Origin of the sequence: Embleya sp. NPDC059237, from assembly GCF_042754105.1 — a bacterium.
In the GTDB taxonomy this organism is placed as follows: domain Bacteria; phylum Actinomycetota; class Actinomycetes; order Streptomycetales; family Streptomycetaceae; genus Embleya.
Genome location: NZ_JBHZAE010000001.1, coordinates 167,077 through 192,266 on the forward strand (window position 1 = coordinate 167,077; position 25,190 = coordinate 192,266).

At 70.0% G+C, this 25,190-nt stretch carries 21 protein-coding genes, 1 tRNA gene and 2 pseudogenes; 23 read left to right on the forward strand and 1 reads right to left on the reverse strand.

Annotated elements, in window-relative coordinates:
• Positions 1-94: 94 nt before the first annotated feature.
• From ACFXKZ_RS00760 to ACFXKZ_RS00770, 3 genes and pseudogenes are all read left to right on the forward strand, one after another.
• Positions 95-1,563: pseudogene (locus ACFXKZ_RS00760) on the forward strand (replication initiator).
• Positions 1,560-1,769 carry a helix-turn-helix transcriptional regulator gene (locus ACFXKZ_RS00765; protein ID WP_379994949.1) on the forward strand — a complete coding sequence of 70 codons (210 nt, stop codon included), beginning with the start codon at positions 1,560-1,562 and terminating at the stop codon, positions 1,767-1,769. The pseudogene ACFXKZ_RS00760 and the gene ACFXKZ_RS00765 overlap by 4 nt, the downstream one beginning before the upstream one ends.
• A pseudogene (locus tag ACFXKZ_RS00770) lies at positions 1,766-3,145 on the forward strand (tyrosine-type recombinase/integrase). The gene ACFXKZ_RS00765 and the pseudogene ACFXKZ_RS00770 overlap by 4 nt, the downstream one beginning before the upstream one ends.
• Positions 3,146-3,425: 280 nt before the next feature.
• Here the strand turns inward: ACFXKZ_RS00770 and ACFXKZ_RS00775 are convergent.
• Positions 3,426-3,497: transfer RNA gene (locus ACFXKZ_RS00775), tRNA-Arg, on the reverse strand.
• 130 nt (positions 3,498-3,627) lie between these two features.
• Here ACFXKZ_RS00775 and ACFXKZ_RS00780 point away from each other — a divergent pair.
• The 20 genes from ACFXKZ_RS00780 to ACFXKZ_RS00875 all read left to right on the forward strand — a co-directional run bounded on the left by ACFXKZ_RS00780 (position 3,628) and on the right by ACFXKZ_RS00875 (position 25,058).
• Complete coding sequence (locus tag ACFXKZ_RS00780; protein WP_379994952.1) at positions 3,628-4,026, forward strand: response regulator; 399 nt, start codon at positions 3,628-3,630, stop codon at positions 4,024-4,026.
• Between the two features lie 52 nt (positions 4,027-4,078).
• Positions 4,079-5,731, forward strand: coding sequence for an arginine--tRNA ligase (gene argS / locus ACFXKZ_RS00785; protein ID WP_379994955.1), 1,653 nt, complete (start codon positions 4,079-4,081; stop codon positions 5,729-5,731).
• A gap of 201 nt (positions 5,732-5,932) precedes the next feature.
• On the forward strand, positions 5,933-7,321 hold the full coding sequence (gene lysA / locus ACFXKZ_RS00790) for a diaminopimelate decarboxylase (protein ID WP_379994957.1): 1,389 nt from the start codon (positions 5,933-5,935) through the stop codon (positions 7,319-7,321).
• A gap of 243 nt (positions 7,322-7,564) precedes the next feature.
• On the forward strand, positions 7,565-8,857 hold the full coding sequence (locus tag ACFXKZ_RS00795) for a homoserine dehydrogenase (protein WP_379994960.1): 1,293 nt from the start codon (positions 7,565-7,567) through the stop codon (positions 8,855-8,857).
• A 36-nt stretch (positions 8,858-8,893) separates the two neighbouring features.
• On the forward strand, positions 8,894-9,946 hold the full coding sequence (gene thrC, locus ACFXKZ_RS00800; protein WP_379997246.1) for a threonine synthase: 1,053 nt from the start codon (positions 8,894-8,896) through the stop codon (positions 9,944-9,946).
• Positions 9,947-10,799: 853 nt separating this feature from the next.
• On the forward strand, positions 10,800-11,714 hold the full coding sequence (gene thrB / locus ACFXKZ_RS00805) for a homoserine kinase (RefSeq protein WP_379994962.1): 915 nt from the start codon (positions 10,800-10,802) through the stop codon (positions 11,712-11,714).
• 574 nt (positions 11,715-12,288) lie between these two features.
• Positions 12,289-14,385 (forward strand): transcription termination factor Rho, encoded by a 2,097-nt coding sequence (gene rho, locus ACFXKZ_RS00810; protein ID WP_379994964.1) that lies wholly within the window; start codon positions 12,289-12,291, stop codon positions 14,383-14,385.
• Between the two features lie 357 nt (positions 14,386-14,742).
• Positions 14,743-14,967 carry a 50S ribosomal protein L31 gene (rpmE, locus tag ACFXKZ_RS00815; protein ID WP_078975440.1) on the forward strand — a complete coding sequence of 75 codons (225 nt, stop codon included), beginning with the start codon at positions 14,743-14,745 and terminating at the stop codon, positions 14,965-14,967.
• A 180-nt stretch (positions 14,968-15,147) separates the two neighbouring features.
• Positions 15,148-16,215, forward strand: a complete 1,068-nt coding sequence (gene prfA / locus ACFXKZ_RS00820; RefSeq protein ID WP_078975439.1) for a peptide chain release factor 1 — start codon at positions 15,148-15,150, stop codon at positions 16,213-16,215.
• A 10-nt stretch (positions 16,216-16,225) separates the two neighbouring features.
• Positions 16,226-17,071, forward strand: a complete 846-nt coding sequence (gene prmC, locus ACFXKZ_RS00825) for a peptide chain release factor N(5)-glutamine methyltransferase (RefSeq protein ID WP_379994967.1) — start codon at positions 16,226-16,228, stop codon at positions 17,069-17,071.
• 127 nt (positions 17,072-17,198) lie between these two features.
• Positions 17,199-17,846, forward strand: a complete 648-nt coding sequence (locus ACFXKZ_RS00830; protein WP_078975437.1) for an L-threonylcarbamoyladenylate synthase — start codon at positions 17,199-17,201, stop codon at positions 17,844-17,846.
• Positions 17,843-18,505: a low molecular weight phosphatase family protein gene (locus tag ACFXKZ_RS00835; protein ID WP_379994970.1), complete on the forward strand. Its 663-nt coding sequence runs from the start codon at positions 17,843-17,845 to the stop codon at positions 18,503-18,505. Before ACFXKZ_RS00830 ends, ACFXKZ_RS00835 begins: the two co-directional genes overlap by 4 nt.
• Positions 18,506-18,643: 138 nt before the next feature.
• Complete coding sequence (gene glyA, locus ACFXKZ_RS00840) at positions 18,644-19,927, forward strand: serine hydroxymethyltransferase (RefSeq protein WP_379994972.1); 1,284 nt, start codon at positions 18,644-18,646, stop codon at positions 19,925-19,927.
• A 256-nt stretch (positions 19,928-20,183) separates the two neighbouring features.
• Entirely contained in the window at positions 20,184-21,539 is a 1,356-nt protein-coding gene (locus ACFXKZ_RS00845; protein ID WP_379994974.1) for an MraY family glycosyltransferase, read from the forward strand.
• A gap of 234 nt (positions 21,540-21,773) precedes the next feature.
• Positions 21,774-22,139, forward strand: coding sequence for a hypothetical protein (locus ACFXKZ_RS00850; protein WP_379994976.1), 366 nt, complete (start codon positions 21,774-21,776; stop codon positions 22,137-22,139).
• 118 nt (positions 22,140-22,257) lie between these two features.
• Complete coding sequence (locus ACFXKZ_RS00855; RefSeq protein ID WP_078975432.1) at positions 22,258-22,440, forward strand: AtpZ/AtpI family protein; 183 nt, start codon at positions 22,258-22,260, stop codon at positions 22,438-22,440.
• A gap of 87 nt (positions 22,441-22,527) precedes the next feature.
• On the forward strand, positions 22,528-23,343 hold the full coding sequence (gene atpB / locus ACFXKZ_RS00860; protein ID WP_379994978.1) for a F0F1 ATP synthase subunit A: 816 nt from the start codon (positions 22,528-22,530) through the stop codon (positions 23,341-23,343).
• 76 nt (positions 23,344-23,419) lie between these two features.
• The gene (gene atpE, locus ACFXKZ_RS00865; RefSeq protein WP_174861358.1) at positions 23,420-23,653 is read left to right on the forward strand and encodes an ATP synthase F0 subunit C; all 234 of its coding nucleotides are present in this window, start codon (positions 23,420-23,422) and stop codon (positions 23,651-23,653) included.
• Positions 23,654-23,715: 62 nt separating this feature from the next.
• Positions 23,716-24,243: a F0F1 ATP synthase subunit B gene (locus ACFXKZ_RS00870; protein WP_235618905.1), complete on the forward strand. Its 528-nt coding sequence runs from the start codon at positions 23,716-23,718 to the stop codon at positions 24,241-24,243.
• Positions 24,243-25,058: a F0F1 ATP synthase subunit delta gene (locus ACFXKZ_RS00875; protein ID WP_379994980.1), complete on the forward strand. Its 816-nt coding sequence runs from the start codon at positions 24,243-24,245 to the stop codon at positions 25,056-25,058. The genes ACFXKZ_RS00870 and ACFXKZ_RS00875 overlap by 1 nt, the downstream gene beginning before the upstream one ends.
• Positions 25,059-25,190 lie beyond the last annotated feature (132 nt).

Consider the following 25,190-nt stretch of genomic DNA (forward strand, 5'->3'; position numbering starts at 1 on the left):
GCGCGGATGCCGATGGCTCGTGAGGTCGTGCGGGCCGTGGCGCAGGAACAACGGGGTCTGTGTGCGGCCGATCGCGCTGCGGCGGATCGATGTGGTGACCGGTGAGACGACCGTGGTGGACGTCCCGTGTGGGGCGACGCTGGCGAGCGTGTGCCCGTCCTGTGCGGAGCGCAAGCGGCGGCTGAGGATGGCTCAGTGTCGGGAGGGGTGGCGATTCAGGAGGCCGACGAACCCACCGGCGAACAGCGGGTGCTGGCGGAACTGCGGGCCGACTGGACGAAGAAGCACGACCTGGCGCGCGGCGGCGAACGGGACGATCTTGTCGACGACCTGGCTGCGGTCGACAAGGAGTTGGCCGACTCGGGGGTGCGCGGCAACATCGACCCGGATCCGGTGGCCCGGCGGGTGCGGTCTACCCGGCGGCGTCAGGACGCGCCCGATCTGCCGCGGCGTGAGGTCGACGCGCGGACGGTCGGGAAGGCGTACACCGCACCCGACGGCAAGGTCTTCCGGCCGTCGCTGTTCGTCACCCTGACCCTGCCCTCGTACGGGCGGGTGCGTGGCGACGGGACGCCGGTGAACGCGTCGGCGTACGACTACCGGGCGGCTGCCCGGGATGCGTTGCACTTCTCGAAGCTGGTCGATCGGTTCGTGCAGAACCTGCGGCGCCTGGTCGGCTTCGACGTGCAGTACTTCGCGGCAGTGGAGTATCAGCGGCGGCTGGCTCCGCATATTCACCTTGCGATCCGGGGCACGGTTTCGCGGGCCGAGCTTCGTCAGGTCGTGGCGGCCACCTATCACCAAGTGTGGTGGCCGGCATGTGACGAGCCGGTCTACTCGGCCGACCTTCCGCCGGTCTGGGATCCGGAGGTCGGTGCGTATCTCGACCCGGCCAGCGGCTCCGAACTGCCCATCTGGGATGAGGCGTTGGATGACCTGGCCGACGATGCCCAGCCGATCCACGTCGCCCGGTTCGGGACGCAGGTCGACGCGAAGGGCGTCCTCGTCGGCTCGCCCGATGCGCGGCGCTGCATCGGCTACCTGACCAAGTACCTGAACAAGTCTGCTCACGAGTCCCACGAGGCCCAGAGTGGGGCTCAGAACGCCCACGTGGATCGGCTCGTGGAAGCCCTGCGGTATGAGCCGTGCTCGCCCGCCTGTGCGAACTGGCTGCTGTACGGGGTCCAGCCGAAGAACGCCCGGCCGGGCCTGTTCCCGGGCCGCTGCAAGGCCAAGGCGCACCGCCGGACCCACCTCGGCTACGGCGGGCGGCGCGTACTCGTCTCCCGCAAGTGGTCCGGCAAAACCATGGCCGACCACAAGGCCGAGCGCCGCGCCTGGGTCCTCGACCTGATCGGCGACCCGGCCGACGTATCCGACCCCAACCGCTTCATCTGGCAACGCGTCGGCCGCGACGACCCGGACGTCGCGCCGCTGTCCCACCGACTCCTTCGCGCCGTCGCCGAACGCGTGCGCTGGCGCCGGGCCATGGACGACGCGAAGGCCAGAGCGACCGGGTCGCTCGACAATTGCGCAACCGCACCGCGGGGGAGGGCCGCATGACCAGAAGAAGGACATCTGCCCGAGCCGAACTCATGACGGTGCCGGAAGTCCTCGAAGAACTGTGCGACATCTCTCCCCGGACCTTCTACCGCTGGCGCCAACTGGGCACGGCTCCCGCCTGCATCAAGCTCCCGAACGGTGAACTCCGGATCTCTCGCGACGCGTTCGCGGACTGGCTCGACAGCAGGAGGGAGGAGGCGGCATGACCGAGAAGTCGTATGGGGTGCGGATCTGGGGCGTCTTGCGCAACCAGAGCAGCAAGAAGCCCTCCTACGTCGTGCGTTGGAAGGTCGCGGACTAACGCCAATCCACCACCTTCGGCTCCAAGGGGCTGGCCGACCGGTTCCGTTCCCGCCTGCTCCGGGCTGTGGAGGACGGCGAAGCGTTCAATGTGGAATCAGGTCTTCCGGATTCCATGGAGAAGGCCAAGGCAGCCACATCGCTCTACGCCTTCGCGCTCGCCTATATGGACATGAAGTGGCCCGGTGCGGCGGCGAAGTCGCGCGACAGCATGACGGATGCGCTGGCCACGGCGCTGCCCGCGTTCGTCAAGGACGCCAAGAACCGCCCGGAGCCCACAACCCTCCGCAGGGCCCTTCGGCTCTTCGCGCTTCCACCCACGCGCCGCGAGATCGACCGGCCCAAGGACATCGCCAAGGCCATCACATGGCTCGAAAAGGCATCCCGACCGATCACCGACCTCCAGGACGCCAAGACCGTGCACGGCCTCCTGGACGCGCTCGGCCGCAAGCTCGACGGCACCGCGGCCGGCGCCGAGACCCTGCGGCGCAAGCGGGCGGTTCTGTACAACGTCTTGGACTACGCCGTGGAACTGGACCACCTGCCGGCGAACCCGATCGACCGGATCAAGCGCAAGCGCGTCATGGTCGTGACGTCGGTGGATCGGCGCGCCGTCGCCAACCCTGTCCAGGCCCGCGGGCTCCTGACCGCCGTGACCTACGTCGCCGGCTACAAGCGGGCCGGCGGTCGACGGCTCCAAGCCTTCTTCGCGGTCCTCTATTACGCCGGAACCCGCCCGGCCGAAGCGGTCAATCTCCGCCGGGCCGACTGCAAGCTGCCCGAATCCGGCTGGGGCGAACTCACCCTCCAGGCCACCCGACCCACCGCGGGCAAGACCTGGACCGACAACGGCCAGGCGCACGACGAGCGGGGCCTGAAGCAACGCGCCGACAAGGACACCCGCCCCGTGCCGATCCCGCCGCAACTCGTGGCGATCCTCCGGGCGCACCTCGAAGAGTTCGGCACCTCCGCCGACGGCCGACTCTTCCCAAGTGAGCGCGGCGGCGTGCTCGCCTCCTCCACTTACTCCCGCGTGTGGAAGCAGGCGCGCATGCTCGGGCTGACGGAGGAACAGGTCTCGTCCCCACTCGCGGCCCGGCCGTATGACCTGCGGCACGCCTGCGCGTCCCTGTGGCTGAACTCGGGCGTACCGCCCACGGAGGTCGCCGAACGGCTCGGGCACTCCGTGGACGTCCTGCTCAAGATCTACGCCAAGTGCATCGACGGACAACGAGACATGATCAACAAGCGCATCTCGGACGGCCTCGGTGAACACGGCTGACGGCCCGTCGCCCGACAGGGAGCCCCGGAGCGATCCGGGGCTCTCGCCATGTTCCGAGTCATGTCCGAAGCCACGCCGCGAATACGCCGCACAGACCTCAAATACGTACCGTGACCTGCGGAAACGCGTCCAAGATCATTGCACGTATATTGCACGGCGGCTGTCCTACACCTGCATCCGGCGGCCACTGCCTGCACCCACAGTGAGCATCGCCCCACCACCCCAAAACAAAAACAGCAGCTCACGAGTGATCGTGGCTGCTGAGACTGTTCACGCTGTGTGCCCCTGGCAGGATTCGAACCTGCGCACACGGCTCCGGAGGCCGTTGCTCTATCCCCTGAGCTACAGGGGCTCGGGTGACGTGAACATTACCAGTTCTTCGGGGGCGGTTGCGAAGGGGTTGGGGTTGGGGGTGGGTGGGGTGGGGACGAGATGTGCGGATCGGGCCCCCTCGTGGGTGTGGGGGGCCTAACCTCACTGGCGTGGGCGGGATTGGTGGTGAGGCGGCGCGGGTCCTTGTCGTGGATGACGACGAGGTGATTCGGCAGCTGATCGCGGTCAATCTGCGGCTGGAGGGGTTCGTGGTGAGCACCGCCCGGGATGGGGAGGAGTGTCTGCGGCTCGTGCACGAGGTGCGGCCGGATCTGGTGACGCTCGACGTGGTCATGCCGCATTTGGACGGGATCGGGACGGCTGCGCGGTTGCGGGCGGATCCGCGGACCAAAGGGTTGAAGATTTTGATGATCAGCGCCTGTGCGCAGGACGAGGATTTTTCCCGGGCGCGGGCGGTGGGCGTGGACGGGTATCTGACCAAGCCGTTTCATCCCGAGCAGTTGATTCGCCTCGTGCGGGCGTTGTCGCCGGAACTGTCACCCGAATGACCTACCCCGCCCGCCGGGCGGGTCGGTCGGCGGGTCGCCTACCCTTGTGCGCGTGACCCCCGCAGAGCTTTCGCAGTCAGTGTTGTCCGCGGTTCGTGCCGCCGTCGAGGCGGGCGAGCTCGCCGTTGCCGTGCCCGAGAGCACGACGGTGGAGCGACCGAAGAACCGCGAGCACGGCGACTACGCGACGAACATCGCGCTGCAGCTCGCGAAGCCGGCGAAGCGGGCGCCGCGGGAGATCGCCGAGCTGTTGGCCGCGCGCATCGCGCAGGTGCCCGGTATCGCGAAGGTCGACGTGGCCGGTCCCGGCTTCCTCAACATCACCGTCGACACGGCCGCCCAGGGCGAGCTGGCCCGCGCCATCGTCGAGGCCGGCGCCGACTACGGCAGCAACAACGCGTTCGACGGGCTGAAGATCAACCTCGAATTCGTGTCCGCCAACCCGACCGGGCCGATCCACATCGGCGGGGTGCGCTGGGCCGCCGTCGGCGACTCGCTCGGGCGGATCCTGCGCGCGTCCGGCGCCGACGTCACGACCGAGTACTACATCAACGACGCCGGCGTACAGATCGACAAGTTCGGCAAGTCGCTGATGGCGGCGGCGAACAAGCGGCCCGTGCCCGAGGACGGCTACGTCGGCGCGTACATCAACGACATCGCCGCCGACATCCTCGCCGAGCACCCCGACGTGCTCGGCATGGACGAAGCTCTCCAGGAGAAGATCTTCCGGGCCACCGGACTGCGGCTGATGGTCGCCGAGATCCAGCGCTCGATGGAGAACTTCGGCGCGCACTTCGACGTCTGGTTCTCCGAGACCACACTGCACGCGTCCGGCGCGGTGGAGAAGGCGATCGAGCGGCTGCGCGAGCAGGGCCACGTCTACGACGACAACGGCGCGATCTGGCTGCGCACCACGGACTACGGGGACGACAAGGACCGCGTCCTGATCAAGTCCGACGGCGAGAAGACCTACTTCGCCTCCGACGCCGCGTACTACCTGAACAAGCGCGACCGCGGCAACGAGGTCGCCGTGTACATGCTCGGCGCCGACCACCACGGCTATGTCGGGCGGCTCAAGGCGATCGTGGCCTGCGCGGGCGACGACCCCGAGCACAACATCGAGGTCATCGTCGGCCAGTTCGTGAAGATGATGCGCGCCGGCGAAGAGGTCCGGATGTCCAAGCGCGCGGGCAACATCATCACCATCGACGACGTCGTGGAGTGGATCGGCGTCGACGCCGCGCGCTACTCGCTGGCCCGCTCGTCCACCGACTCCACCATCACCCTCGACATCGACATCCTCACCTCGCACAAGAACGAGAACCCGGTGTTCTACGTTCAGTACGCGCACGCGCGGATGTCCTCCGTCGAGCGCAAGGCGGCCGAACGCGGCATCGTCAAGGGCGAGTTCAAGCCGGAACTGCTCTCCACCGAGTGGGAGTCCGACCTGCTCGGCATGCTCGGCGAGTTCCCGCGCGTGGTCGCCAAGGCCGCCGAGATGCGCGAGCCGCACCACGTCGCGCGCTACCTCGAGCAGTTGGCCGGCACGTACCACCGCTTCTACGACCACTGTCAGATCCTGCCGAAGGGCGAGGAAGCGGTCACCGACCTGACGTACGCCCGAATGTGGCTGGCCGAAGCCGCGAAAACCGTGGTGGCCAACGGCCTCGCCCTCCTGGGGGTGTCCGCCCCCGAGCGCATGTGACGGATCGTCACAACGCAACAGGCGACAGGTCGAAGGCCGGGCGGAAGTACTTGCCCGGCCTTCGGTCGTATCCGCCCCGGCGCACAGACGGACAGCCGCCGACGGACGCCCACCGACACCCGCCGACGGACGCCCACCGACCCCGCCGACGGACACCCCCGACACCCACCGACGCCCTGACTCCAAGGGGAGCACCACGACATGAGCCGCTCCGCCCACCCCGCCGGTCCCCGCCACGCGGACGTCCTGCCCGACGGCGCGCCGCCCGTCGCGCCGGAGGACCTGGCCCTGCTCGACCCGAAGATCTGGCCCACCACCGCCGCGCGCGGGACCGACGGCGTGGTCACCGTCGCCGGCCTGGACGTACGCGACCTGGCCCGCGAGTTCGGCACCCCCGCCTACATCCTGGACGAGGCCGACTTCCGGGCCCGCTGCCGGGACTGGCGCGAGGCGTTCGAGGGCGCCGACGTGTTCTACGCCGGCAAGGCCTTCCTCTGCCGCGCGCTCGTGCGCTGGATCGCCGAGGAGGGCCTGAACCTGGACGTGTGCACCGCCGGCGAACTCGCCATCGCGCTGTCCGCCGGCATGGACCCGGCCCGGATCGCCTTCCACGGCAACAACAAGTCCACCGACGAACTCGACCGCGCCCTGGACGCCGGCGTCGGCCGGATCGTGGTCGACTCCTTCGAGGAGATCAGCCGCCTCGCCTTCCTGGCCGACCGGCGCGGCGTCCGGCAAAAGGTGCTGGTCCGGATCACCGTCGGGGTCGAGGCGCACACCCACGAGTTCATCGCCACCGCGCACGAGGACCAGAAGTTCGGCTTCTCGCTCGCCGACGGGCAGGCCGCCGAGGCGGTGCGCCGGATCCGCAAGCTCGACTCGCTCGAACTGATCGGCCTGCACTCGCACATCGGCTCGCAGATCTTCGACACGGCCGGCTTCGAGGTCGCCGCGCGCCGCGTGGTCGCCCTGTTGGTCGCGGTCCGCGACGAGCACGGGGTCGAACTGCCCGAGATCGACCTCGGCGGCGGCCTCGGCATCGCCTACACCTCCGCCGACGACCCGCAGCAGCCCGCCACCATCGCCGCCTCGCTCCTGGACATCGTGCGCCGCGAGTGCGCGGCGGCCGGCCTGGCCGCGCCCCGGCTCTCGGTCGAACCCGGCCGCGCGATCGCCGGACCGGGCACGTTCACCCTGTACGAGGTGGGCACCATCAAGCCCCTGGAGGGCCTGCGCACCTACGTCAGCGTCGACGGCGGGATGTCGGACAACATCCGCACCGCGCTCTACGACGCCGAGTACACCGTGACGCTCGTCTCCCGGACCAGCGACGCCGCGCCGATGCTCTCGCGCGTGGTCGGCCGACACTGCGAGTCCGGCGACATCGTCGTGCGCGACGCGTACCTGCCCGCGGACCTGGCCCCCGGCGACCTGATCGCGGTGCCCGCCACCGGCGCCTACTGCCGGTCGATGGCGAGCAACTACAACCACGTGACCCGCCCGCCGGTGATCGCGGTACGAGACGGCGAGGCGCGCGTGATCGTGCGCCGCGAGACCGAAGCGGACCTGCTGGCCCTCGACGTCGGCTGAGCGGGACACCTCGTCGGGGGCCGCCGCTCGGCGGCCCCCGCACACGGACGAACATCACGGCAGCAAATCGGCGGGAGAAAATCCCGTCGACACCGAGTCGAGCCGCAAGAATTCCCGTCTCGGATCCTGGACCGCAGCCGGTTCGGGGCCTGATCCGAGCGACACTTGTCGGCACTGCCCGTCGCCGGAAACCCGCCGGGGCGGCAGACTCGGACAACCTTTGTCTTCGAGAAGTGAGGTCGGATGATGCGTACGCAGCCGCTGAAGGTGGCGCTGCTCGGTTGTGGTGTGGTCGGCTCCGAAGTGGCCCGCATCATGACGACGCACGCGACCGACCTCGCCGCCCGGATCGGGGCCCCCATCGAACTCGCCGGCGTGGCCGTCCGCCGGGCCGGGCGCGAGCGCGCGGGCATCGACCCCGGGCTGATCACCACCGACGCCGTCGAACTCGTCAAACGCGACGACATCGACGTGGTGGTCGAGGTGATCGGCGGCATCGAGCCCGCCCGCGGGTTGATCCTGTCCGCGATGGAGCACGGCGCCTCCGTGGTCTCGGCCAACAAGGCCCTGCTCGCCGAGGACGGCTCGACGCTGCACGCCGCCGCCGCGAAACACGGCGTGGACCTCTACTACGAGGCCGCCGTCGCCGGCGCCATCCCGCTCCTGCGCCCGCTGCGCGAGTCGCTGGCCGGCGACAAGGTCGAGCGGGTGCTCGGCATCGTCAACGGCACCACCAACTTCATCCTGGACCGGATGGACTCCACCGGCGCCGGCTTCGCCGAGGCGCTGGACGAGGCCACCGCGCTCGGCTACGCCGAGGCCGACCCGACGGCCGACATCGAGGGCTTCGACGCCGCCGCCAAGGCCGCGATCCTGGCCGGCCTGGCGTTCCACACCCGGGTGACCGCGGCCGATGTGTACCGCGAGGGGATCACCGAGGTCAGCGCCGCCGACGTGGCCTCGGCCAAGGCGATGGACTGCGTGGTGAAACTGCTCGCGATCTGCGAGCGCGGCGCCGACGGACAGAGCGTGAGCGCTCGCGTACACCCCGCGATGATCCCGCGCTCGCACCCGCTCGCGTCGGTGCGCGAGGCGTACAACGCGGTCTTCGTCGAGTCGGAGGCGGCCGGGCAGCTGATGTTCTACGGCCCCGGCGCGGGTGGCGCGCCGACCGCCAGCGCGGTCCTGGGCGACCTGGTCGCGGTCTGCCGCAACAAGCTCTCCGGCGCCACCGGACCCGGTGAATCGGCCTACGCGGCGCTCACCCCGCAGCCGGTGGGCATCGCCCGCACCCGCTACCACCTGAGCCTGGACGTGGCCGACCGCGCCGGCGTCCTGGCCCAGGTCGCCGCGGTCTTCGCCCAGCACGACGTGTCCATCGACACGGTGCGTCAGCAGGGCCGGGACGGGGATGCCACACTCGTGATCGTCACCCATACCGCCACCGACGCCGCGCTCGCGGCGACCGTCGCCGATCTGCGCGGTATGGACATCGTCCGTGACATCGCAGGCATCATGCGGGTCGAAGGGGAGTAGAGGACCGTGAGCGCGCTCAAGGAAGGCGTCCGCACCATGCAATGGCGCGGGGTCATCGAGGAATATCGCGACCGACTGCCGGTCTCGGCGAGCACACCGGTGGTCACCCTGCGTGAGGGTGGCACGCCGCTGGTCCCGGCCCAGGTGCTCTCCGAGCGCACCGGATGTGATGTTCACCTCAAGGTCGAGGGGGCCAACCCGACCGGGTCCTTCAAGGACCGCGGGATGACGATGGCCATCTCCAAGGCCAAGGAGGCGGGTGCCCAGGCGGTCATCTGCGCCTCCACCGGCAATACCTCGGCCTCCGCCGCGGCGTATGCGGTGCGGGCCGGCATGGTGTGCGCCGTGCTCGTCCCGCAGGGCAAGATCGCGCTCGGCAAGATGGGCCAGGCGCTCGTGCACGGCGCGCGCATCCTGCAGGTCGACGGCAACTTCGACGACTGCCTGACCCTCGCCCGCGATCTGGCCGAAAAGTATCCGGTCGCGCTGGTGAACTCGGTCAACCCGGTGCGCATCGAAGGCCAGAAGACCGCCGCCTTCGAGATTGTGGACATGCTCGGCGACGCGCCCGACATCCACGTGCTGCCGGTCGGCAACGCGGGCAACATCACCGCGTACTGGAAGGGCTACAACGAGTACGCCGCCGACGGCCTCGCCGCCCGCCGCCCGCGTATGTGGGGCTACCAGGCGGCCGGTTCGGCGCCGCTGGTCAAGGGCGCGCCGGTGCTCTCGCCGCAGACGATCGCCACCGCGATCCGGATCGGCAACCCCGCCTCGTGGGACCTCGCGATCGCCGCGCGGGACGAATCCGGCGGCCACATAGAGTCGGTGACCGACCGTCAGATCCTGTCGGCGTACCGGCTCCTGGCCGCGCAGGAGGGCGTCTTCGTGGAGCCCGCGTCCGCCGCGAGTGTGGCCGGATTGCTCCAGGCGGCCGAACAGGGCCGGGTCGACCCGGGCCAGCGGATCGTCTGCACGGTCACCGGCAACGGCCTCAAGGACCCCGACTGGGCCGTCGCCGGCGCGCCCAAGCCGGTCGTCGTGCCGATCGACGCCGCCGCCGCGGCCGCGCAACTCGGCCTGGGCTGACCGCACACCGCACCGCGCCGCATCGACCACGACGCGTCGGCCACCCACGAAGGCGGGTGGCCGACGCGCACGCGCGACGCCGACACACGCGCCACAACGACGCGCACGCCACAACGCCACGCGCGCCACGGCGACCCGCACGCGCCACGGCCGACACGCGCGACCACGACCACCACCGACTTCGGTACCGATACGTGTAACGCCCACACAGGCCGAGTCGCACCCGCGAAGCCGATACCCGCGCGGCCGACACTCCCGAAGTCGAATTCCCTCCGAAGCCGCGCGTCCGCGGAATATCCGCCGGGAAAGCCGCCGACCAAGCGTGCGACTCGGGAAAATTCGCACGTCGAGCGACCGGGCGGGACACACCCGAGCGAGCCCCACCACGGCTCCGTCGCGCCATTCGGCGGGCGTACCCGATGCCGCCACCGCCCGGGCGCTCCGCCGACACATCCTCCCGAAGTGCCTGGTCGGCGCCCCGGCCCGACCCGCGCGACGGCCGCCCGGCGCGGCCGTTCGGGCGCGCCGCCGGCAGGAACACCCGATCGGCGCACGACCGACGACAAGATCGAATCAGGTCGGCCCATGATCGAGCGTCGACCGCCCGCGATCCTTTTCGATCCCATTTCCGGTACCAATCCCACGACGCGGTGGTTACGGTGTCCCGCGAGGGAACGCACCTTCGGTAGGCTGATCACCGGACGCGACCTTCCACTCGTTCCGCGGCGCATGCCGCCCGAGTCTCGCGTCTGTTCCTGCCGTTCCGCAGCACCCGCGATTTCCCGAATGCGTCACCGGTTCGGACCGCCCCGCGAAGGTGCCCGGAACTCCACGAGGAGGAGTGTCCACGCGTATGGCCGGCCCCGCATTCCGTGCCGCCCCCGTCCGGGTTCGCATCCCGGCCACGAGCGCCAACCTGGGTCCCGGGTTCGACGCGTTCGGACTCGCGCTCGGACTGTACGACGATGTCGCGATCCGGGTCGCGGACGAGGGCTTGTCGATCGACATCGCAGGTGAGGGCGCCGACGAGCTGTCCCGTGACGAGAACCACCTGGTCGTTCGCGCGGCCCACGCCGCGTTCGAGGCGATGGGCGGCCGTCCGCCCGGCCTGGACGTCGTCTGCGCCAACCGCATCCCGCACGGCCGTGGCCTGGGCTCGTCGGCCGCCGCCATCTGCGCCGGGGTGATCGCCGCCCGGGCGCTGACCATAGGCGGCGCCGAGCGGCTCGACGACGAGGCCGCGCTCGCCCTGGCCACCGAACTCGAAGGCCACCCCGACAACGTCGCGGCGTGTCTGCTCGGCGGCTTCACCATCGCGTGGACCGACGAGGACGGGCCCCGGGCGGTGCGATCGAGCCCCGACCGGGGTATATCTCCCGTCGTGTTCGTACCTTCCACCCCGCTGTCCACCGAGGTCGCGCGCGGTCTGCTGCCGGCCAAGGTGACCCATCGCGACGCCTCGGCGAACGCGGCGCGCGCCGCGCTGCTGGTCACCGCGCTCACCTCGCGGCCCGACCTGCTCTTCGCCGCGACCGAGGATCGACTGCACCAGACATACCGGGCGCCCGCGATGCCGGCGAGCGCCGAATTGATCGACAAGCTGCGCGCACAGGGGATGGCCGCGGTCGTCTCCGGCGCGGGGCCGACCGTACTCGCCCTGGTCACACCGGACCGCGTGGACGAGGCGATCGGCACTGCCGGGCCCGATTGGGTGGTTCGGCAATTGGACGTGGACGGGGCCGGAGCAAGCGTCATGCCACTGGCGTGACCTGCGTACTCGCCGTTCGTTGGCAGTACGCCCGGTAGGTCGGAACCGGACCGGCGGCATACTCGGCGCAGCCGGGCGGCGGGTCGGCGACGACGGTGGATCCGTTCACTCCACTGCACTACCGCAGGAAAAATGGGCTGCGCCGGGGGAGCGATGGGGTGGGGGAATGTCTCTTGGGTCCGGTAGTGTTAGCGTCATCACCGCACCAGATCCCCCGCCCGCACAGGGTTGGGCGCGTTCGGTGCTCTGTGGCCACGATCCTTTGGGAGTTTCCCCTCCTGTCTGTCCTTCGTGACGAACGTGGCTCCCCGATACAGACCGGCGGGACCACCGCGCCGCGTCGAGCTCATCCCGGGGACCCGAGGGCTGTTCCTTCGCAGGAAATCGAGCCCCTACAGGAATACGAGCCCCCACAGGCATACATGAGCCCGATCCTCGCAGTACCGGGCACATTTTCGACGATTCCCGCCATCCGGCGGACCACCGCACCGGACCGCACTGGAAGCGGGACGGACAGCACAACCGGTCGCCGAGCCCCCTCAAGGCCGACGCCCGCTCCAGGGAAGGACCCTTCGTGAGCGACACCACCGAACTCATGGACGCAACGCCGCAGGCCGCGTCCGCCTCGGGTGACGCGGCTGCCACCGCGGACGCCCCCGCTCCCGCCACGCGGCGCCGCCGCTCGACGGGCACCGGCCTCAACGGCATGGTGCTGGCGGAGCTGCAGCAGGTCGCCACCGGTCTCGGCATCAGCGGCACCGGCCGCATGCGCAAGAGCCAGCTGATCGAGGCCATCCAGGCGAAGCAGGGTGGTTCGGACGCCGCTCCCGCCGCCGCTGCCGCCACGAAGCCGGCCCGGGCGACCAGGGCCAAGGCCGCCGCCGCCACCGCGGCGGACAACGGCGCGGCGCCCGCCGAGGCCCCCGCCGTCGCCGCCGAGGCGCCGGCCGCGGAGGCGCCCACCCGGACCCGCCGGGCCGCCCGCACGCGGGTGGCGGTCGAGACCGCCGCGCAGATCGAGATCCCGGAGCAGGCCGCCGCCGAGGCGCCCGCCAACGGGCGTGGGCGGCGTGAGCAGGGCGAGCCGACCGCCGAGGTCGCCGAGACCGGCACGCGCCGTCGTGGCGAGCGCACCGAGCGCGCCGAGCGCCCCGCCGAGGAGCAGGGTGAGCAGCGCGAGGGCGGCGAGCGCGAGGGCCGCCGCGAGCGGCGCGAGCGCGGCCAGAACCGGCGCGACCGCGGCGAGCGGGGCAACGAGCGCGGCGAGCGGGCCGAGCGCGGTGAGCGTGCGGAACGCGGCGAGCGTGGCGACCGCGGCAACGAGCGCGGCGAGCGCGGCAACGACCGCGGCGACCGGGCCGAGCGCGGCGAGCGCGGCAAGCAGCAGCAGCAACAGCAGCAGCAGGACAACGGCCCGCTGGACGACGACGACTTCGAGGGCGGCGGCCGTCGGCGTCGTGGCCGCTACCGCGACCGCAACCGTCGTCGCGGCGGCCGTGAGGGCTTCGAGACCAACGAGCCCGTGCTGGCCGACGACGACGTCCTGGTCCCCGTCGCGGGCATCCTGGACATCCTCGACAACTACGCCTTCGTGCGGACCTCGGGCTACCTGCCCGGCTCCAACGACGTGTACGTCTCGCTCGCCCAGGTCCGCAAGAACGGCCTGCGCAAGGGTGACGCGATCGTCGGCGCGGTGCGTCAGCCGCGCGACGGCGAGCGTCGGGAGAAGTTCAACGCCCTCGTGCGGCTGGACACGGTCAACGGCATGGAGCCGGAACAGGCGCGCCAGCGCGCCGACTTCAACAAGCTGACCCCCCTGTACCCGCAGGACCGGCTGCGCCTGGAGACCGACTCCAGCGCGCTGACCACGCGGATCATCGACCTCGTGTCGCCGATCGGCAAGGGCCAGCGCGGTCTGATCGTCGCGCCGCCGAAGGCGGGCAAGACGATGGTGCTCCAGGCGATCGCCAACGCGATCACCGTGAACAACCCCGAGTGCCACCTGATGGTCGTGCTCGTGGACGAGCGCCCCGAAGAGGTCACCGACATGCAGCGGTCGGTGAAGGGCGAGGTCATCTCCTCGACCTTCGACCGCCCCGCCGAGGACCACACGATCGTCGCCGAGCTGGCCATCGAGCGGGCCAAGCGCCTGGTCGAGCTGGGCCACGACGTGGTCGTGCTGCTCGACTCGATCACCCGCCTGGGCCGCGCGTACAACCTCGCGGCGCCCGCCTCCGGCCGCATCCTGTCCGGTGGTGTCGACTCGACCGCGCTGTACCCGCCGAAGAAGTTCTTCGGCGCCGCGCGCAACATCGAGAACGGCGGCTCGCTGACCATCCTCGCCACAGCGCTCGTCGAGACCGGCTCGCGCATGGACGAGGTGATCTTCGAGGAGTTCAAGGGCACCGGCAACATGGAGCTCAAGCTCGACCGCAAGCTCGCCGACAAGCGCATCTTCCCGGCGGTGGACGTGGACGCGTCCAGCACCCGCAAGGAAGAGATCCTGATGGCGCACGACGAACTCGCGGTGGTCTGGAAGCTGCGCCGGGTGCTGCACGCGCTCGACCAGCAGCAGGCGATCGAACTGCTCCTGGACAAGATGAAGAAGACCAAGAGCAACGGCGAGTTCCTCATGCAGATCCAGAAGACCACGCCGATGCCGAACGACTAGCAGGGCCCAGGCGTGGGGTCCGGGGGTCGCTCCCGGATCGGCACAGTCAGAAGACCACGCCGATGCCGAACGACTAGCAGGGCCCAGGCGTGGGGTCCGGGGGTCGCTCCCGGATCGGCACAGTCGGAAGACCACGCCGATGCCGAACGACCAGTCGATCCGACTGCTCGTCGTACGTAAGACATGGCAGCGCGTCCGCCGGGAGGGAATGCCGCGACCCCGGTCGTGGTTGGGCGGTACAGACCCTGATTTGGGTCCGGTCGCCCCCTCCTGGCAGACTGCTCTGTCGGCCCCGGTTCACGTGATGCCCATTCGGGCGTACGACCCGGCGCCCTCCCGAACCTCAAGGAGACTCCCGTGAAGCCCGACATCCACCCCGAGTACGTGGAAACCACCGTCACCTGTGGCTGTGGCTCGACGTTCACCACGCACAGCACCGCGACGAGCGGCCAGATCCGCGTCGAGGTCTGTTCGCAGTGTCACCCGTTCTACACGGGGAAGCAGAAGATCCTCGACACGGGCGGCCGGGTGGCGCGCTTCGAGAAGCGTTTCGGTACGCAGCCGGTGGCCGGCAAGAAGTAGCGACCCTGCGGCGCCGGAGGAGCGGTGGGCCTTGTCCAAGGTCCGCCCCGCCCCTCCGGCGCCGTTCGTTTGTCTCCGGAAGCCGTACTCCGGAAGCCGGTCCCGAAATCCCGTCCGGCTCCGGTAGCCCCGTCGTCACCGATCCCGCCGAGTTCGCGGCCACAACCAGAGGAGCCCCCAGTGTTCGAGGCGATGGACGACCTGCTCGCCGAGCACGCCGACCTGGAGCGGCAACTCGCCGACCCGGCCGTGCACACTGACCAGACGCGCGCCCGCACCCTCGGGCGGCGCTACGCCGAACTGGGGCCGATCGTGGATGCCTACCGGCAGTGGTCGAGCGCCGCCGACGACGTCGAGGCGGCCCGCGAACTGGTCGCCGAGGACCCGGACTTCGCCGCCGAGGCGGCCGAGGCCGAGGAGCGCCGCGAGGAGTGCGCGGAGAAGCTGCGCCGACTGCTCGTGCCGCGCGATCCGGCCGACGACAAGGACGTGATCCTGGAGGTCAAGGCGGGCGAGGGCGGCGAGGAATCCGCCCTGTTCGCGGGCGACCTGCTGCGGATGTACCTGCGCTACGCCGAACGCGCGGGCTGGAAGACCGAGATCCTCGAGTCCAACGAGTCCGACCTCGGCGGTTACAAGGACGTTCAGGTCGCGGTGAAGACCAAGGGCAACCCCGCGCCCGGCGAGGGCGTCTACGCCCGGCTGAAGTTCGAGGGCGGCGTGCACCGCGTGCAGCGGGTCCCCGCCACCGAGTCGCAGGGCCGCATCCACACCTCGGCGGCCGGCGTCCTGGTCCTGCCCGAGGCGGAGGACGTCGAGGTCGAGATCAACGCCAACGATCTGCGCATCGACGTGTACCGCTCGTCCGGTCCCGGCGGCCAGTCGGTCAACACCACCGACTCCGCGGTGCGCATCACGCACCTGCCCACCGGCATCGTGGTCTCCTGCCAGAACGAGAAGAGCCAGCTCCAGAACAAGGAGTCGGCCATGCGCATCCTGCGCGCGCGGATGCTCGCCGCGGCCCAGGAGGAGGCCGACAAGGAAGCCTCCGATGTGCGTCGCAGCCAGGTCCGCACGGTGGACCGCTCCGAGCGCATCCGGACGTACAACTTCGCGGAAAACCGGATTTCCGACCACCGCGTGGGCTACAAGGCGTACAACCTGGACCAGGTGCTCGACGGCGATCTGGATCCGGTCATCCAGGCGTGTGTGGACGCCGACATGGCCGCCCGGCTCGCCCACCAATAACGGAGACGAGATGAATCTGCTGCTCGCCGAGGTGGCCCAGGCCACCCTGCGACTGGCCGACGCGGGCGTTCCCTCTCCGCGCTTCGATGCCGAGGAACTGGCGGCGTACGTGCACGGCGTCAAGCGCGGCGCCCTGCACACGGTTGCCGACGGGGACTTCGACGCGCGGTTCTGGGAGGCCGTCGCGCGCCGCGAGGCCCGCGAGCCGCTGCAGCACATCACCGGGCGCGCCTTCTTCCGCTACCTCGAACTCGAGGTGGGTCCGGGCGTGTTCGTACCCCGCCCGGAGACCGAGGTGGTGGTCGGGTGGGCGATAGACGCGCTGCGCGCGATGGACGTGGCCGAGCCGCTCGTGGTGGACCTGTGCACCGGCTCCGGCGCGATCGCGCTCGCGGTCGCGCAGGAGGTGCCGCGCTCCGTGGTGCACGCGGTCGAGCTGGACCCGGGCGCCTATGCCTACGCCGAACGCAACGCGAGCGGGTCGCGGGTGATCCTGCACCGGGGCGACGCGCTCTCGGCGCTGCCGCTGCTGGACGGCACGGTCGACCTGGTGATCAGCAATCCGCCCTACGTGCCGCTGGAGGAGCGGGACGAGATGGCGCCCGAGGCGCGCGACCACGATCCGGAGCTGGCGCTGTTCTCCGGGCCGGACGGGCTCGACTTCATCCGGGTCCTGGCCAAGACCGCCTACCGCCTGTTGCGGCCCGCGGGGCTCGTGGTGGTCGAGCACGCGGACACCCAGGGCGGCGCGGTGCCGTGGATCTTCAACGAGGAGGCCGGCTGGGTGGACGCGGCCGACCACCGCGACCTGACCAACCGCCCCCGCTTCACCACCGCGCGCAAGGAAGGCGCGTGAACCGCGCGCCCCGCCCGGCGGCCGGACCCGCGCGGCCCGCATCACCCGCAGCACCCGTATTGCCCGCATCACTCGTACCCCCCGCTTCGCCCGTACCGTCTGTACCGTTTCTGGAGGTAAGTGCCCGATGAGCCGACGCTACGACTGCTCCGACGCGATGGACCGCGGGCTCGGGCTGCGGGAGGCGACCGGGTCGATCAAGCGCGGTGATCTGGTCGTGCTGCCGACGGACACCCTGTACGGCATCGGCGCGGACGCCTTCACCCCGCACGCGGTGCACGCGCTCCTGGACGCCAAGGGCCGCGGTCGCAACATGCCCTCGCCCGTCCTGGTCGGCTCGCCCAACACGCTGCACGGGCTGGTCACCGGCTTCCCCGAGGTCGGGTGGGAACTGGTCGACGCGTTCTGGCCGGGCGCACTGACCATCGTGGCCTTCCACCAGCCGTCGCTGATGTGGGATCTGGGCGATACGCGCGGCACGGTCGCGGTGCGTATGCCGCTGCACCCGGTGGCGATCGAGCTGTTGACCGAGACCGGGCCGATGGCGGTCAGCAGCGCGAACCGTTCCGGCAACCCGGCGGCGACCACGGTCGACGAGGCCGAGGCGCAGCTCGGCGATTCGGTGTCGGTGTACCTGGACGGCGGCAGTTGCCCCTCCACCGCGCCGTCCTCGATCGTCGATCTGACCGCCGGCCGCCCCCGGCTGCTGCGTGAGGGTGCCCTGTCGTTGGAGACGTTGCGCGAGGTCGTTCCCGACCTGGAGGGCGTGAATTGACCGCGCCCCCTCCGGTCGGCCGGCCCCTCGGGCACACCTACGGGCCCTACGGCTCCGCGGCCGACTCGTTCCGGATCCTGTTCGTGTGCACGGGGAGCATCTGCCGCTCCCCGATCGCCGAACGGCTGGCGCGGCTCGGCCTGCAGCGCCGGCTCGCCGCGGACGACGCGGTGCGGCTGAGCGTGCAGAGCGCCGGGACCTGGGGCCACGAGGGCGCCCCGATGGAGCCGCACGCGGCCGAGGTGCTGCTCGAATACGGCGCCGACCCGGGCGACTTCCACGGGCGCGAGCTGCTCGACGAACATGTCGCCGAGGCGGACCTGGTGCTCACCGCGACCCTGGACCATCGCGCGCACGTGGTGTCCATGGGGCACGCGTCGGGCCTGCGTACCTTCACGCTGAAGGAGTTCACCCGGCTGGTCGCGGTGCTGGAACGGGCCCCCTACCCCGAGCGCGACCTGGTCCAGCGCGGGCGTTCGCTCGTGCGGGCCGCCGCGGCGCTGCGCGGGCGGTTGGCCGCGCCCGATCCGGAGTGGGACGAGGTGGCCGATCCGTACGGCGCGCCGCTGAGCGTGTTCCGGGCCTGCGCCTCCGACATCGGCTCGGCGCTGGACCCGGTGCTGACCGCGCTCACCGGGCACCCCGCGCACACGCACTGACCGGCGCGCCCCCACGGGCCCCGGAGCGTTCGCGCGCACGGCCCGACAACGGCGCGGAATCGCCCCCGGAAGGCCCTGTCCGTGTCCGGACCCCCGCCCTATCGTGGAGAGGTCCCTGCGGCCTTGAGGAGCGATGCCATGGGCACTCCCGACGCCTCGTCAACTCCCTTCTGGGGACCGGACTTCCTCGCGCTGCGGCGAGAGGATCCGGAGATCGCCGAGGTGTTGCTCGGCGAGTTGGCCCGGCAGCGCGGCGGCCTCCAGTTGATCGCCGGGGAGAACTTCACCTCCCCGGCCGTGCTCGCCGCGCTGGGCAGCACGCTCGCGAACAAGTACGCCGAGGGTTATCCCGGGCGGCGCTACTTCGGCGGCTGCGCCGAGGCGGACCGGGCCGAGCGGCTCGCAGTGGGCCGGGCGCTGGCCCTGTTCGGCGCGGAACACGCCAACGTGCAGCCGCACTCGGGTACCGCCGCGAACCTGGCGGTGTACGCGGCGCTGCTGAGCCCGGGCGAGACGATCCTGGCCATGTCGCTGCCGCACGGCGGGCATCTGACCCACGGCTCGCGGGTGAACTTCTCCGGTCGTTGGTTCCACGCGGTGGCCTACGGGGTCCGCGAGGGCGACGAGCGGATCGACTACGAGCAGGTCCGGGACCTGGCCCGGGCGCATCGGCCCCGGCTGATCGTGTGCGGTGCGAGCGGGTATCCGCGCCTGGTCGACTTCGCCGCCTTCCGCCGCATCGCCGACGAGGTGGGCGCCTACCTGATGGTGGACGCGGCGCACTTCGCGGGACTGGTCGCGGGCGACGCGACGGCCTCGCCGATCCCCTGGGCCGACGTGGTCACCGCGACCACGCACAAGGTGCTGCGCGGGCCGCGCGGCGGGCTGATCCTGTGCCGCGAGGAGTTCGCCGAGCGGATCGACCGCGCGGTCTTCCCGTTCAGCCAGGGCGGCCCGCACATGCACGCGGTGGCCGCGAAGGCGGTCGCGCTGCGCGAGGCGGGCACCCCGGCGTACCGCGCCTACGCGCGCCGGGTGGTGGCCAACGCGCAGGCCCTGGCACAGGGTCTGCAGGCCGAAGGGTTGCGGCCGGTCACCGGCGGCACCGACACCCACATGGCGCTGCTGGACCTGCGGGGGATCGGGGTGAGCGGTCGGGACGCGGAGCGCCGCTGCGAGCGGGCCGGGATCACCCTGAACAAGAACGCGATCCCGTTCGACCCGGCCAAGCCGATGATCGCGTCCGGGATCCGGGTCGGCACGGCCGCGGTGACCACGCAGGGGATGACCGAGACGGACATGAAGGAGATCGCCCTGCTTCTGGGTCGGGCGGTGCGCGAGGACGATCCGGCGGTCCTGGGCGAGGTGCGGGCGGCGGTCGGCGAGCTGGTGGCCACACATCCGGCCTACCCGGGGCGGTGAGAGCCGGCGGGAGTGTTCACGCCGGCGGGCCCGATGAGACCTATGCGACCGACGGGCCGCAATCGCCCTCCGGGGTGGCTGGGATCAGGGTGTTTGTGGTTACGTGTGGGGCGACGGGCCGGTGGTGGCGCCACCGAGCTTGGTGCGATCGTCCCTCGCCGGTGCAGGTTCGGCGATTCTCCCGGTGAGCGGCGGCACGTCTAGTCTGATGCCCGTGCTGCCGCTGGGATGTGCCGAAGCCGGGGACGGTTGAGTCTTGCGCGAATACCTGCTCACGCTGTTCGTCGCCGCCGCGGTGACCTACCTGCTGACGGGCGCCGTCCGCCGCTTCGCGATCGCCGCCGGGGCGATGCCCGAGATCCGTGCGCGCGACGTGCACAAGGAGCCGACGCCGCGCCTGGGTGGGTTGGCGATGTTCGGCGGATTGTGCGCGGGCCTGCTGATGGCCCGGCATCTGCCGGTGCTCTCCGAGGTGTTCACCGCCTCGACCGACGTGCAGGCGCTGCTGTCCGGGTGCGCGCTGATCTCGGTGCTCGGGGTGATCGACGACAAGTGGGGCGTCGACGCGATCATCAAGCTGCTCGGCCAGGCGCTTGCCGCGGGCGTGATGGTCTGGCAGGGCATCGTGATCCTGTGGTTGCCGATCCCCGGCTACGGCCCGGTCAGCCTGACGCCGACCCAGGGCACGCTGCTGACCATCGGGATAGTGGTCATCACGATCAACGCGGTGAACTTCGTGGACGGCCTGGACGGCCTCGCGGCCGGGATGGTGTGCATCGCCGCACTCGCGTTCTTCGGATATTCGTACCGCTTGTGGTTCGGTTACGGTGTGTCGTCGGCCGCGGCACCGACGCTGTTCAGCGCGCTGTTGATCGGTATGTGTGTCGGCTTCCTGCCGCACAACCTGCATCCGGCGCGCATCTTCATGGGGGACTCGGGGTCGATGCTGATCGGCCTGATGCTCGCCGCGTCGGCGGTCACCCTCACCGGGCGGATCGACCCGGAGGCGATCACCGCGCAAAACGGCGGTTCGATGGCCTTCACCACGCACAAGCTGGTCCCCGTCTACATCCCGCTGGTGTTGCCGTTCGCGGTGCTGATAGTGCCGCTGATGGACCTGGTGATGGCGGTCGGCCGGCGCGGCTGGGCCGGGCGCTCGCCGTTCGCGGCGGACAAGGGACACCTGCACCACCGGCTCCTGGAGATCGGCCACTCGCACAGTCGCGCGGTGCTGATCATGTACTTCTGGTCCGGGCTGATCGCGTCGTTCACGGTGCTCATCTCGGTGCGGCCGGAACGGCGTCCGATCGTCTACGCGGGACTGGGGCTGATCGCCATCGGCCTGGTGTTCCTGATGCTCCCGCGGTTCAAGCCGCACGTGCCGACGGAGCTGCACAACGTGGTTCCGCCACGCTATCGGCGGCTCCGGCGCGGGAGGCGCGGCGCGAACGTTCCGGTCGACACGATGGTTCCCGGCGAATCAGACGGCGTACGGCTGAACGGAGCAACCGCCACACCCGCAACAGAGTCCTCGACAAATCCCACGGACCCCTCCCGACCTGCGCATTTGCCTGCGGGAAGAGGGGCGCGAAAGGGTGGGGCAGGGCTGTGAGCTTGTACACACGAACGGGTAAAGCTCTGCTCAAATAGTTTGTGATATCGTTCACGAACCAGGATCAATGGCCGATGAACCCCCAGCAACGAGGGTTCTGGTCCTTCACGGCCAATCCCGAGCGTTGCGTCGCCCCGAGCCCTGCTCGGACGACTGATCCGCCCCCTGCCCCCCACTGATGCCGGAGTCACCGACATGCAGGCCAACGACGTCCGCCTTCTCCGTGGTTCGGTCGTGCCCACGACCGCGGCCGGAGTGATCGCGGCAGTCGCGGCTTTGCTCGCGGCCGGTGGCAAAGGACTTCTCGGCGCGGTGTTCGCCACCGTCGTCGTCCTGGCCTTCTTCGTGATCGGCCAGGTCGCGATCGGTCGGATCTCGCGCGACAACCCCATGATGATGATGAACATGGCGTTGTTCACCTACATCGTGCAGATCCTGCTCCTGGGGTTGGTTCTGTTCCTGTTCAAGGACACCGAGGCGTTCGACACGAAGGTGTTCGGGCTCACCATCCTCGGGGCCACGCTGGTCTGGGTCGCCTCGCAGGTGTGGGTCTTCACCCGGCTGAAGATCGCCTATGTCGAACCGGATGGAGAGCGATGACATACGCACAGCGCCCTTCCGGGCCGGCGCGGTGTTCAGCCTCGCCGCCGGTACTGCTAATGTCCGGGGCGTCATGAGCGAGAGAGGCCCCCGTCCACCGGACCGAGAGAATCGGGCGATGGACGGTGCCGCATGGTCGAGTGTCGGTTATCTGCTGAGCGGCATGCTCATCTACGGCGGCATCGGCTGGCTGATCGACCGGTGGACCGGCCACTCCGCACTGTTCCTGCCGATCGGCCTGGTCGTCGGAATCGCTCTGGCCCTTGTTCTGGTCTTTGTCCGCCACGGCAGGTCCTCCTGACCGGGCCCTGTTGCGTGCCGCTCCGTGGCCCCTCGCCACGCCGACACATCGAGGTAGCCGAAAACATGCTTCACGACGAAGGAGTCGGTGGTGACTGCTGACGTCCAGACGCTCGCCAGCGAGAGCGGATGTCACCTGTTCTCCGGGTGCGGCTTCCCCTCGCCCGGGCTGAACGTCTTCGAGTTCAAGCCGATCTTCTCCATCGGGGCCTTCGACTTCACGAAGCCGATGTTGCTCGCGCTCATCTCGATGCTGCTGGTGATCGGCTTCTTCTGGAGCGCGTTCGCCAAGCCCAAGATGGTGCCGCGCGGCGCGCAGAACGTCGGCGAGTTGGGCTACCTGTTCGTTCGCGACAACATCTCGCGGGAAACGATCGGCAAGAAGGGCGACCCCTACGTCCCCTTCCTGTTCTCGATCTTCTTCTTCGTCTGGGTCATGAACGTGATGGCGATCATCCCGTTCGCCCAGTTCCCCGCGACCTCGCGCATCGCCTTCCCGGCATCGATCGTCGGCATCGTGTGGGTGACCTACCTGGTCCTCGGCATCAAGAACCAGGGCTTCGTCGGTTACTTCAAGAACATGATGTTCCCGCCCGGTCTGCCGAAGGCGATCTACTTCCTCCTCGCCCCGATCGAGCTGCTGCAGGGTCTGATCACCCGGCCGTTCACGATGGCGGTCCGACTGTTCGCGAACATGTTCGCCGGACACATGCTGATCGTGACGTTCAGCGTCGGCGCCTGGTATCTGCTCGGCTTCCACATCGGGGCGCTCTACTCGGCCACCTCGTTCCTCGTGGTCGTCGTGCTGACCGCGTTCGAGCTGATGATCCAGGCGCTGCAGGCGTACATCATCACGCTGCTCGCGGCGTCCTACATCTCGACGTCGCTCGAAGCCGAGCACTGAGAGACCCGCAGACCTTTCTCTCCTCGACCGTCGTCCGGTGGATCGTCCATCGGCCTCGAAAAAAGGATCAGTTCCCATGATGAACCTCGCCGCCGACGGCGTTTCTGGCAGCCTCGGTTCCATCGGTTACGGCCTCGCCGCGATCGGCCCCGGCATCGGTATCGGCATCATCTTCGGTAACGGTGTCCAGGCGATGGCCCGTCAGCCCGAGGCCGCCGGCCTGGTTCGCCAGAACATGCTGCTCGGCTTCGCCCTCGCCGAGGCGCTCGCCCTCATCGGCGTCGTCATGCCGTTCGTCTACGGCACCTGATCAACCCGCTACGGACGGAAGGTCCTCACACCGTGATTGACTTCGCCAACAGCGAGGAGAAGATGAACCCTCTTCTCCCGCCGCTCGACGAGATCATCATCGGTGGCGTGGCGTTCCTCATCGTTTTCGGTTTCCTGTGGAAGGTTCTCCTTCCCAAGATCGCGAAGACGCTGGCGGACCGTACGGACGCCATCGAGGGCGGTCTCAAGCGCGCCGAAGAGGCGCAGGCCGAGGCCCAGGCCGAGTTGGAGCGCTACCGCACCCAGCTCGCCGAAGCCCGTCGCGAGGCCGGTCGCCTCACCGAGGACGCCCGCGAGCAGGGTGCCGTCGCCATCGCGGAGATGCGCGCCGAGGGCCAGCGGATCAAGGACGAGATCGTCACCGCCGGCCACACCCAGATCGAGGCCGACCGCAACCAGGCCCAGAACGCGCTGCGTCAGGACGTCGGCAAGCTCGCCGTCTCCCTCGCGTCGCGCATCGTCGGGGAGTCGCTCGAGGACGAGGCGCGTCAGCGTCGGGTCGTCGACCGCTTCCTGGAGGAGCTGGAAGTCAAGGCTTCCGCCGGAGCGAGCTCGGAGAAGGTGCGCTGATGCAGGGCGCCAGCAGGGAATCCCTCGCCGCGGCTCGTGAGCGCCTGGACGCGCTCGCGACCGCGACCGGTACCGACATGGTCGCGTTGGCCCAGGAACTCCACTCCGTGGTGATCCTGCTCGACAAGAACGTGTCGCTGCGTCGGGTCCTCACCGACTCGACGCGCTCCGGGGAGGCCCGCGCGGCCTTCCTGGCAGAGCTTCTGTCCGGTCAGATCTCCGGAACCGCGGCGGATCTGCTCGGCGGACTCGTGCGTACGCGCTGGTCGCGGCCGACCGACCTGGTCGACACGATCGCCGAACTCTCGGTGTCCGCCGAGCTGATCGCCGCAGAGCGTGACGGCAGGCTCGACGAGCTGGAGGACGAGCTCTTTCGTTTCGGCCGGATCGTGGCGGGCGAGCGCGAACTGCGCTCGACCCTGACCGACCCGGGCGTGGCGAACGAGCGCAAGGCGGAGCTGGTCTCCGGTCTGCTGGAGGGTCGGGCCCAGCCCGTCACCCGGCGACTGGTCGCCAGGCTTGTCGCACACCCGCGCAGCCGTAATCTTGAACACGGGCTCGAGTCGTACGCGCGCCTCGCCGCCGATCGCCGGCGTCGCATGGTCGCGTTGGTCACGGTCGCCCTGCCCCTCACCGAGGAGCAGCGCACCCGTCTGGCCGCGGCGCTGGGCCGGATGTACGGCCGCGAGATCCACCTCAACGTGGAAATCGATGCCGACGTCATCGGCGGGGTCCGCGTGGAGATCGGTGACGACGTCATCGACGGCACCGTGACCACACGTCTCGAAGAGGCGGGCCGACGGCTCGCCGGTTGAGACACCGGACGACAGGGGTGTCGTCGACCATCCGGGAAAACCCCCGGACCGGACCGGCGATCCCCACAGCAGCACCGCGGTTCCGTACGACAAGCGACGGACAGCGGACCGTTAACCCCACCACCTAGGAGA

What these genes read in the sequence shown, in the direction of transcription:
- ACFXKZ_RS00765 (WP_379994949.1), top strand. Translation starts at nt 1,560, where the DNA reads ATGACCAGAAGAAGGACATCTGCCCGAGCCGAACTCATGACGGTGCCG.
- lysA (WP_379994957.1), top strand. Translation starts at nt 5,933, where the DNA reads ATGAGCCGCTCCGCCCACCCCGCCGGTCCCCGCCACGCGGACGTCCTG.
- ACFXKZ_RS00795 (WP_379994960.1), top strand. Translation starts at nt 7,565, where the DNA reads ATGATGCGTACGCAGCCGCTGAAGGTGGCGCTGCTCGGTTGTGGTGTG.
- thrC (WP_379997246.1), top strand. Translation starts at nt 8,894, where the DNA reads ATGCAATGGCGCGGGGTCATCGAGGAATATCGCGACCGACTGCCGGTC.
- thrB (WP_379994962.1), top strand. Translation starts at nt 10,800, where the DNA reads ATGGCCGGCCCCGCATTCCGTGCCGCCCCCGTCCGGGTTCGCATCCCG.
- prmC (WP_379994967.1), top strand. Translation starts at nt 16,226, where the DNA reads ATGAATCTGCTGCTCGCCGAGGTGGCCCAGGCCACCCTGCGACTGGCC.
- ACFXKZ_RS00830 (WP_078975437.1), top strand. Translation starts at nt 17,199, where the DNA reads ATGAGCCGACGCTACGACTGCTCCGACGCGATGGACCGCGGGCTCGGG.
- glyA (WP_379994972.1), top strand. Translation starts at nt 18,644, where the DNA reads ATGGGCACTCCCGACGCCTCGTCAACTCCCTTCTGGGGACCGGACTTC.
- ACFXKZ_RS00855 (WP_078975432.1), top strand. Translation starts at nt 22,258, where the DNA reads ATGGACGGTGCCGCATGGTCGAGTGTCGGTTATCTGCTGAGCGGCATG.
- atpE (WP_174861358.1), top strand. Translation starts at nt 23,420, where the DNA reads ATGATGAACCTCGCCGCCGACGGCGTTTCTGGCAGCCTCGGTTCCATC.
- ACFXKZ_RS00870 (WP_235618905.1), top strand. Translation starts at nt 23,716, where the DNA reads ATGAACCCTCTTCTCCCGCCGCTCGACGAGATCATCATCGGTGGCGTG.
- ACFXKZ_RS00875 (WP_379994980.1), top strand. Translation starts at nt 24,243, where the DNA reads ATGCAGGGCGCCAGCAGGGAATCCCTCGCCGCGGCTCGTGAGCGCCTG.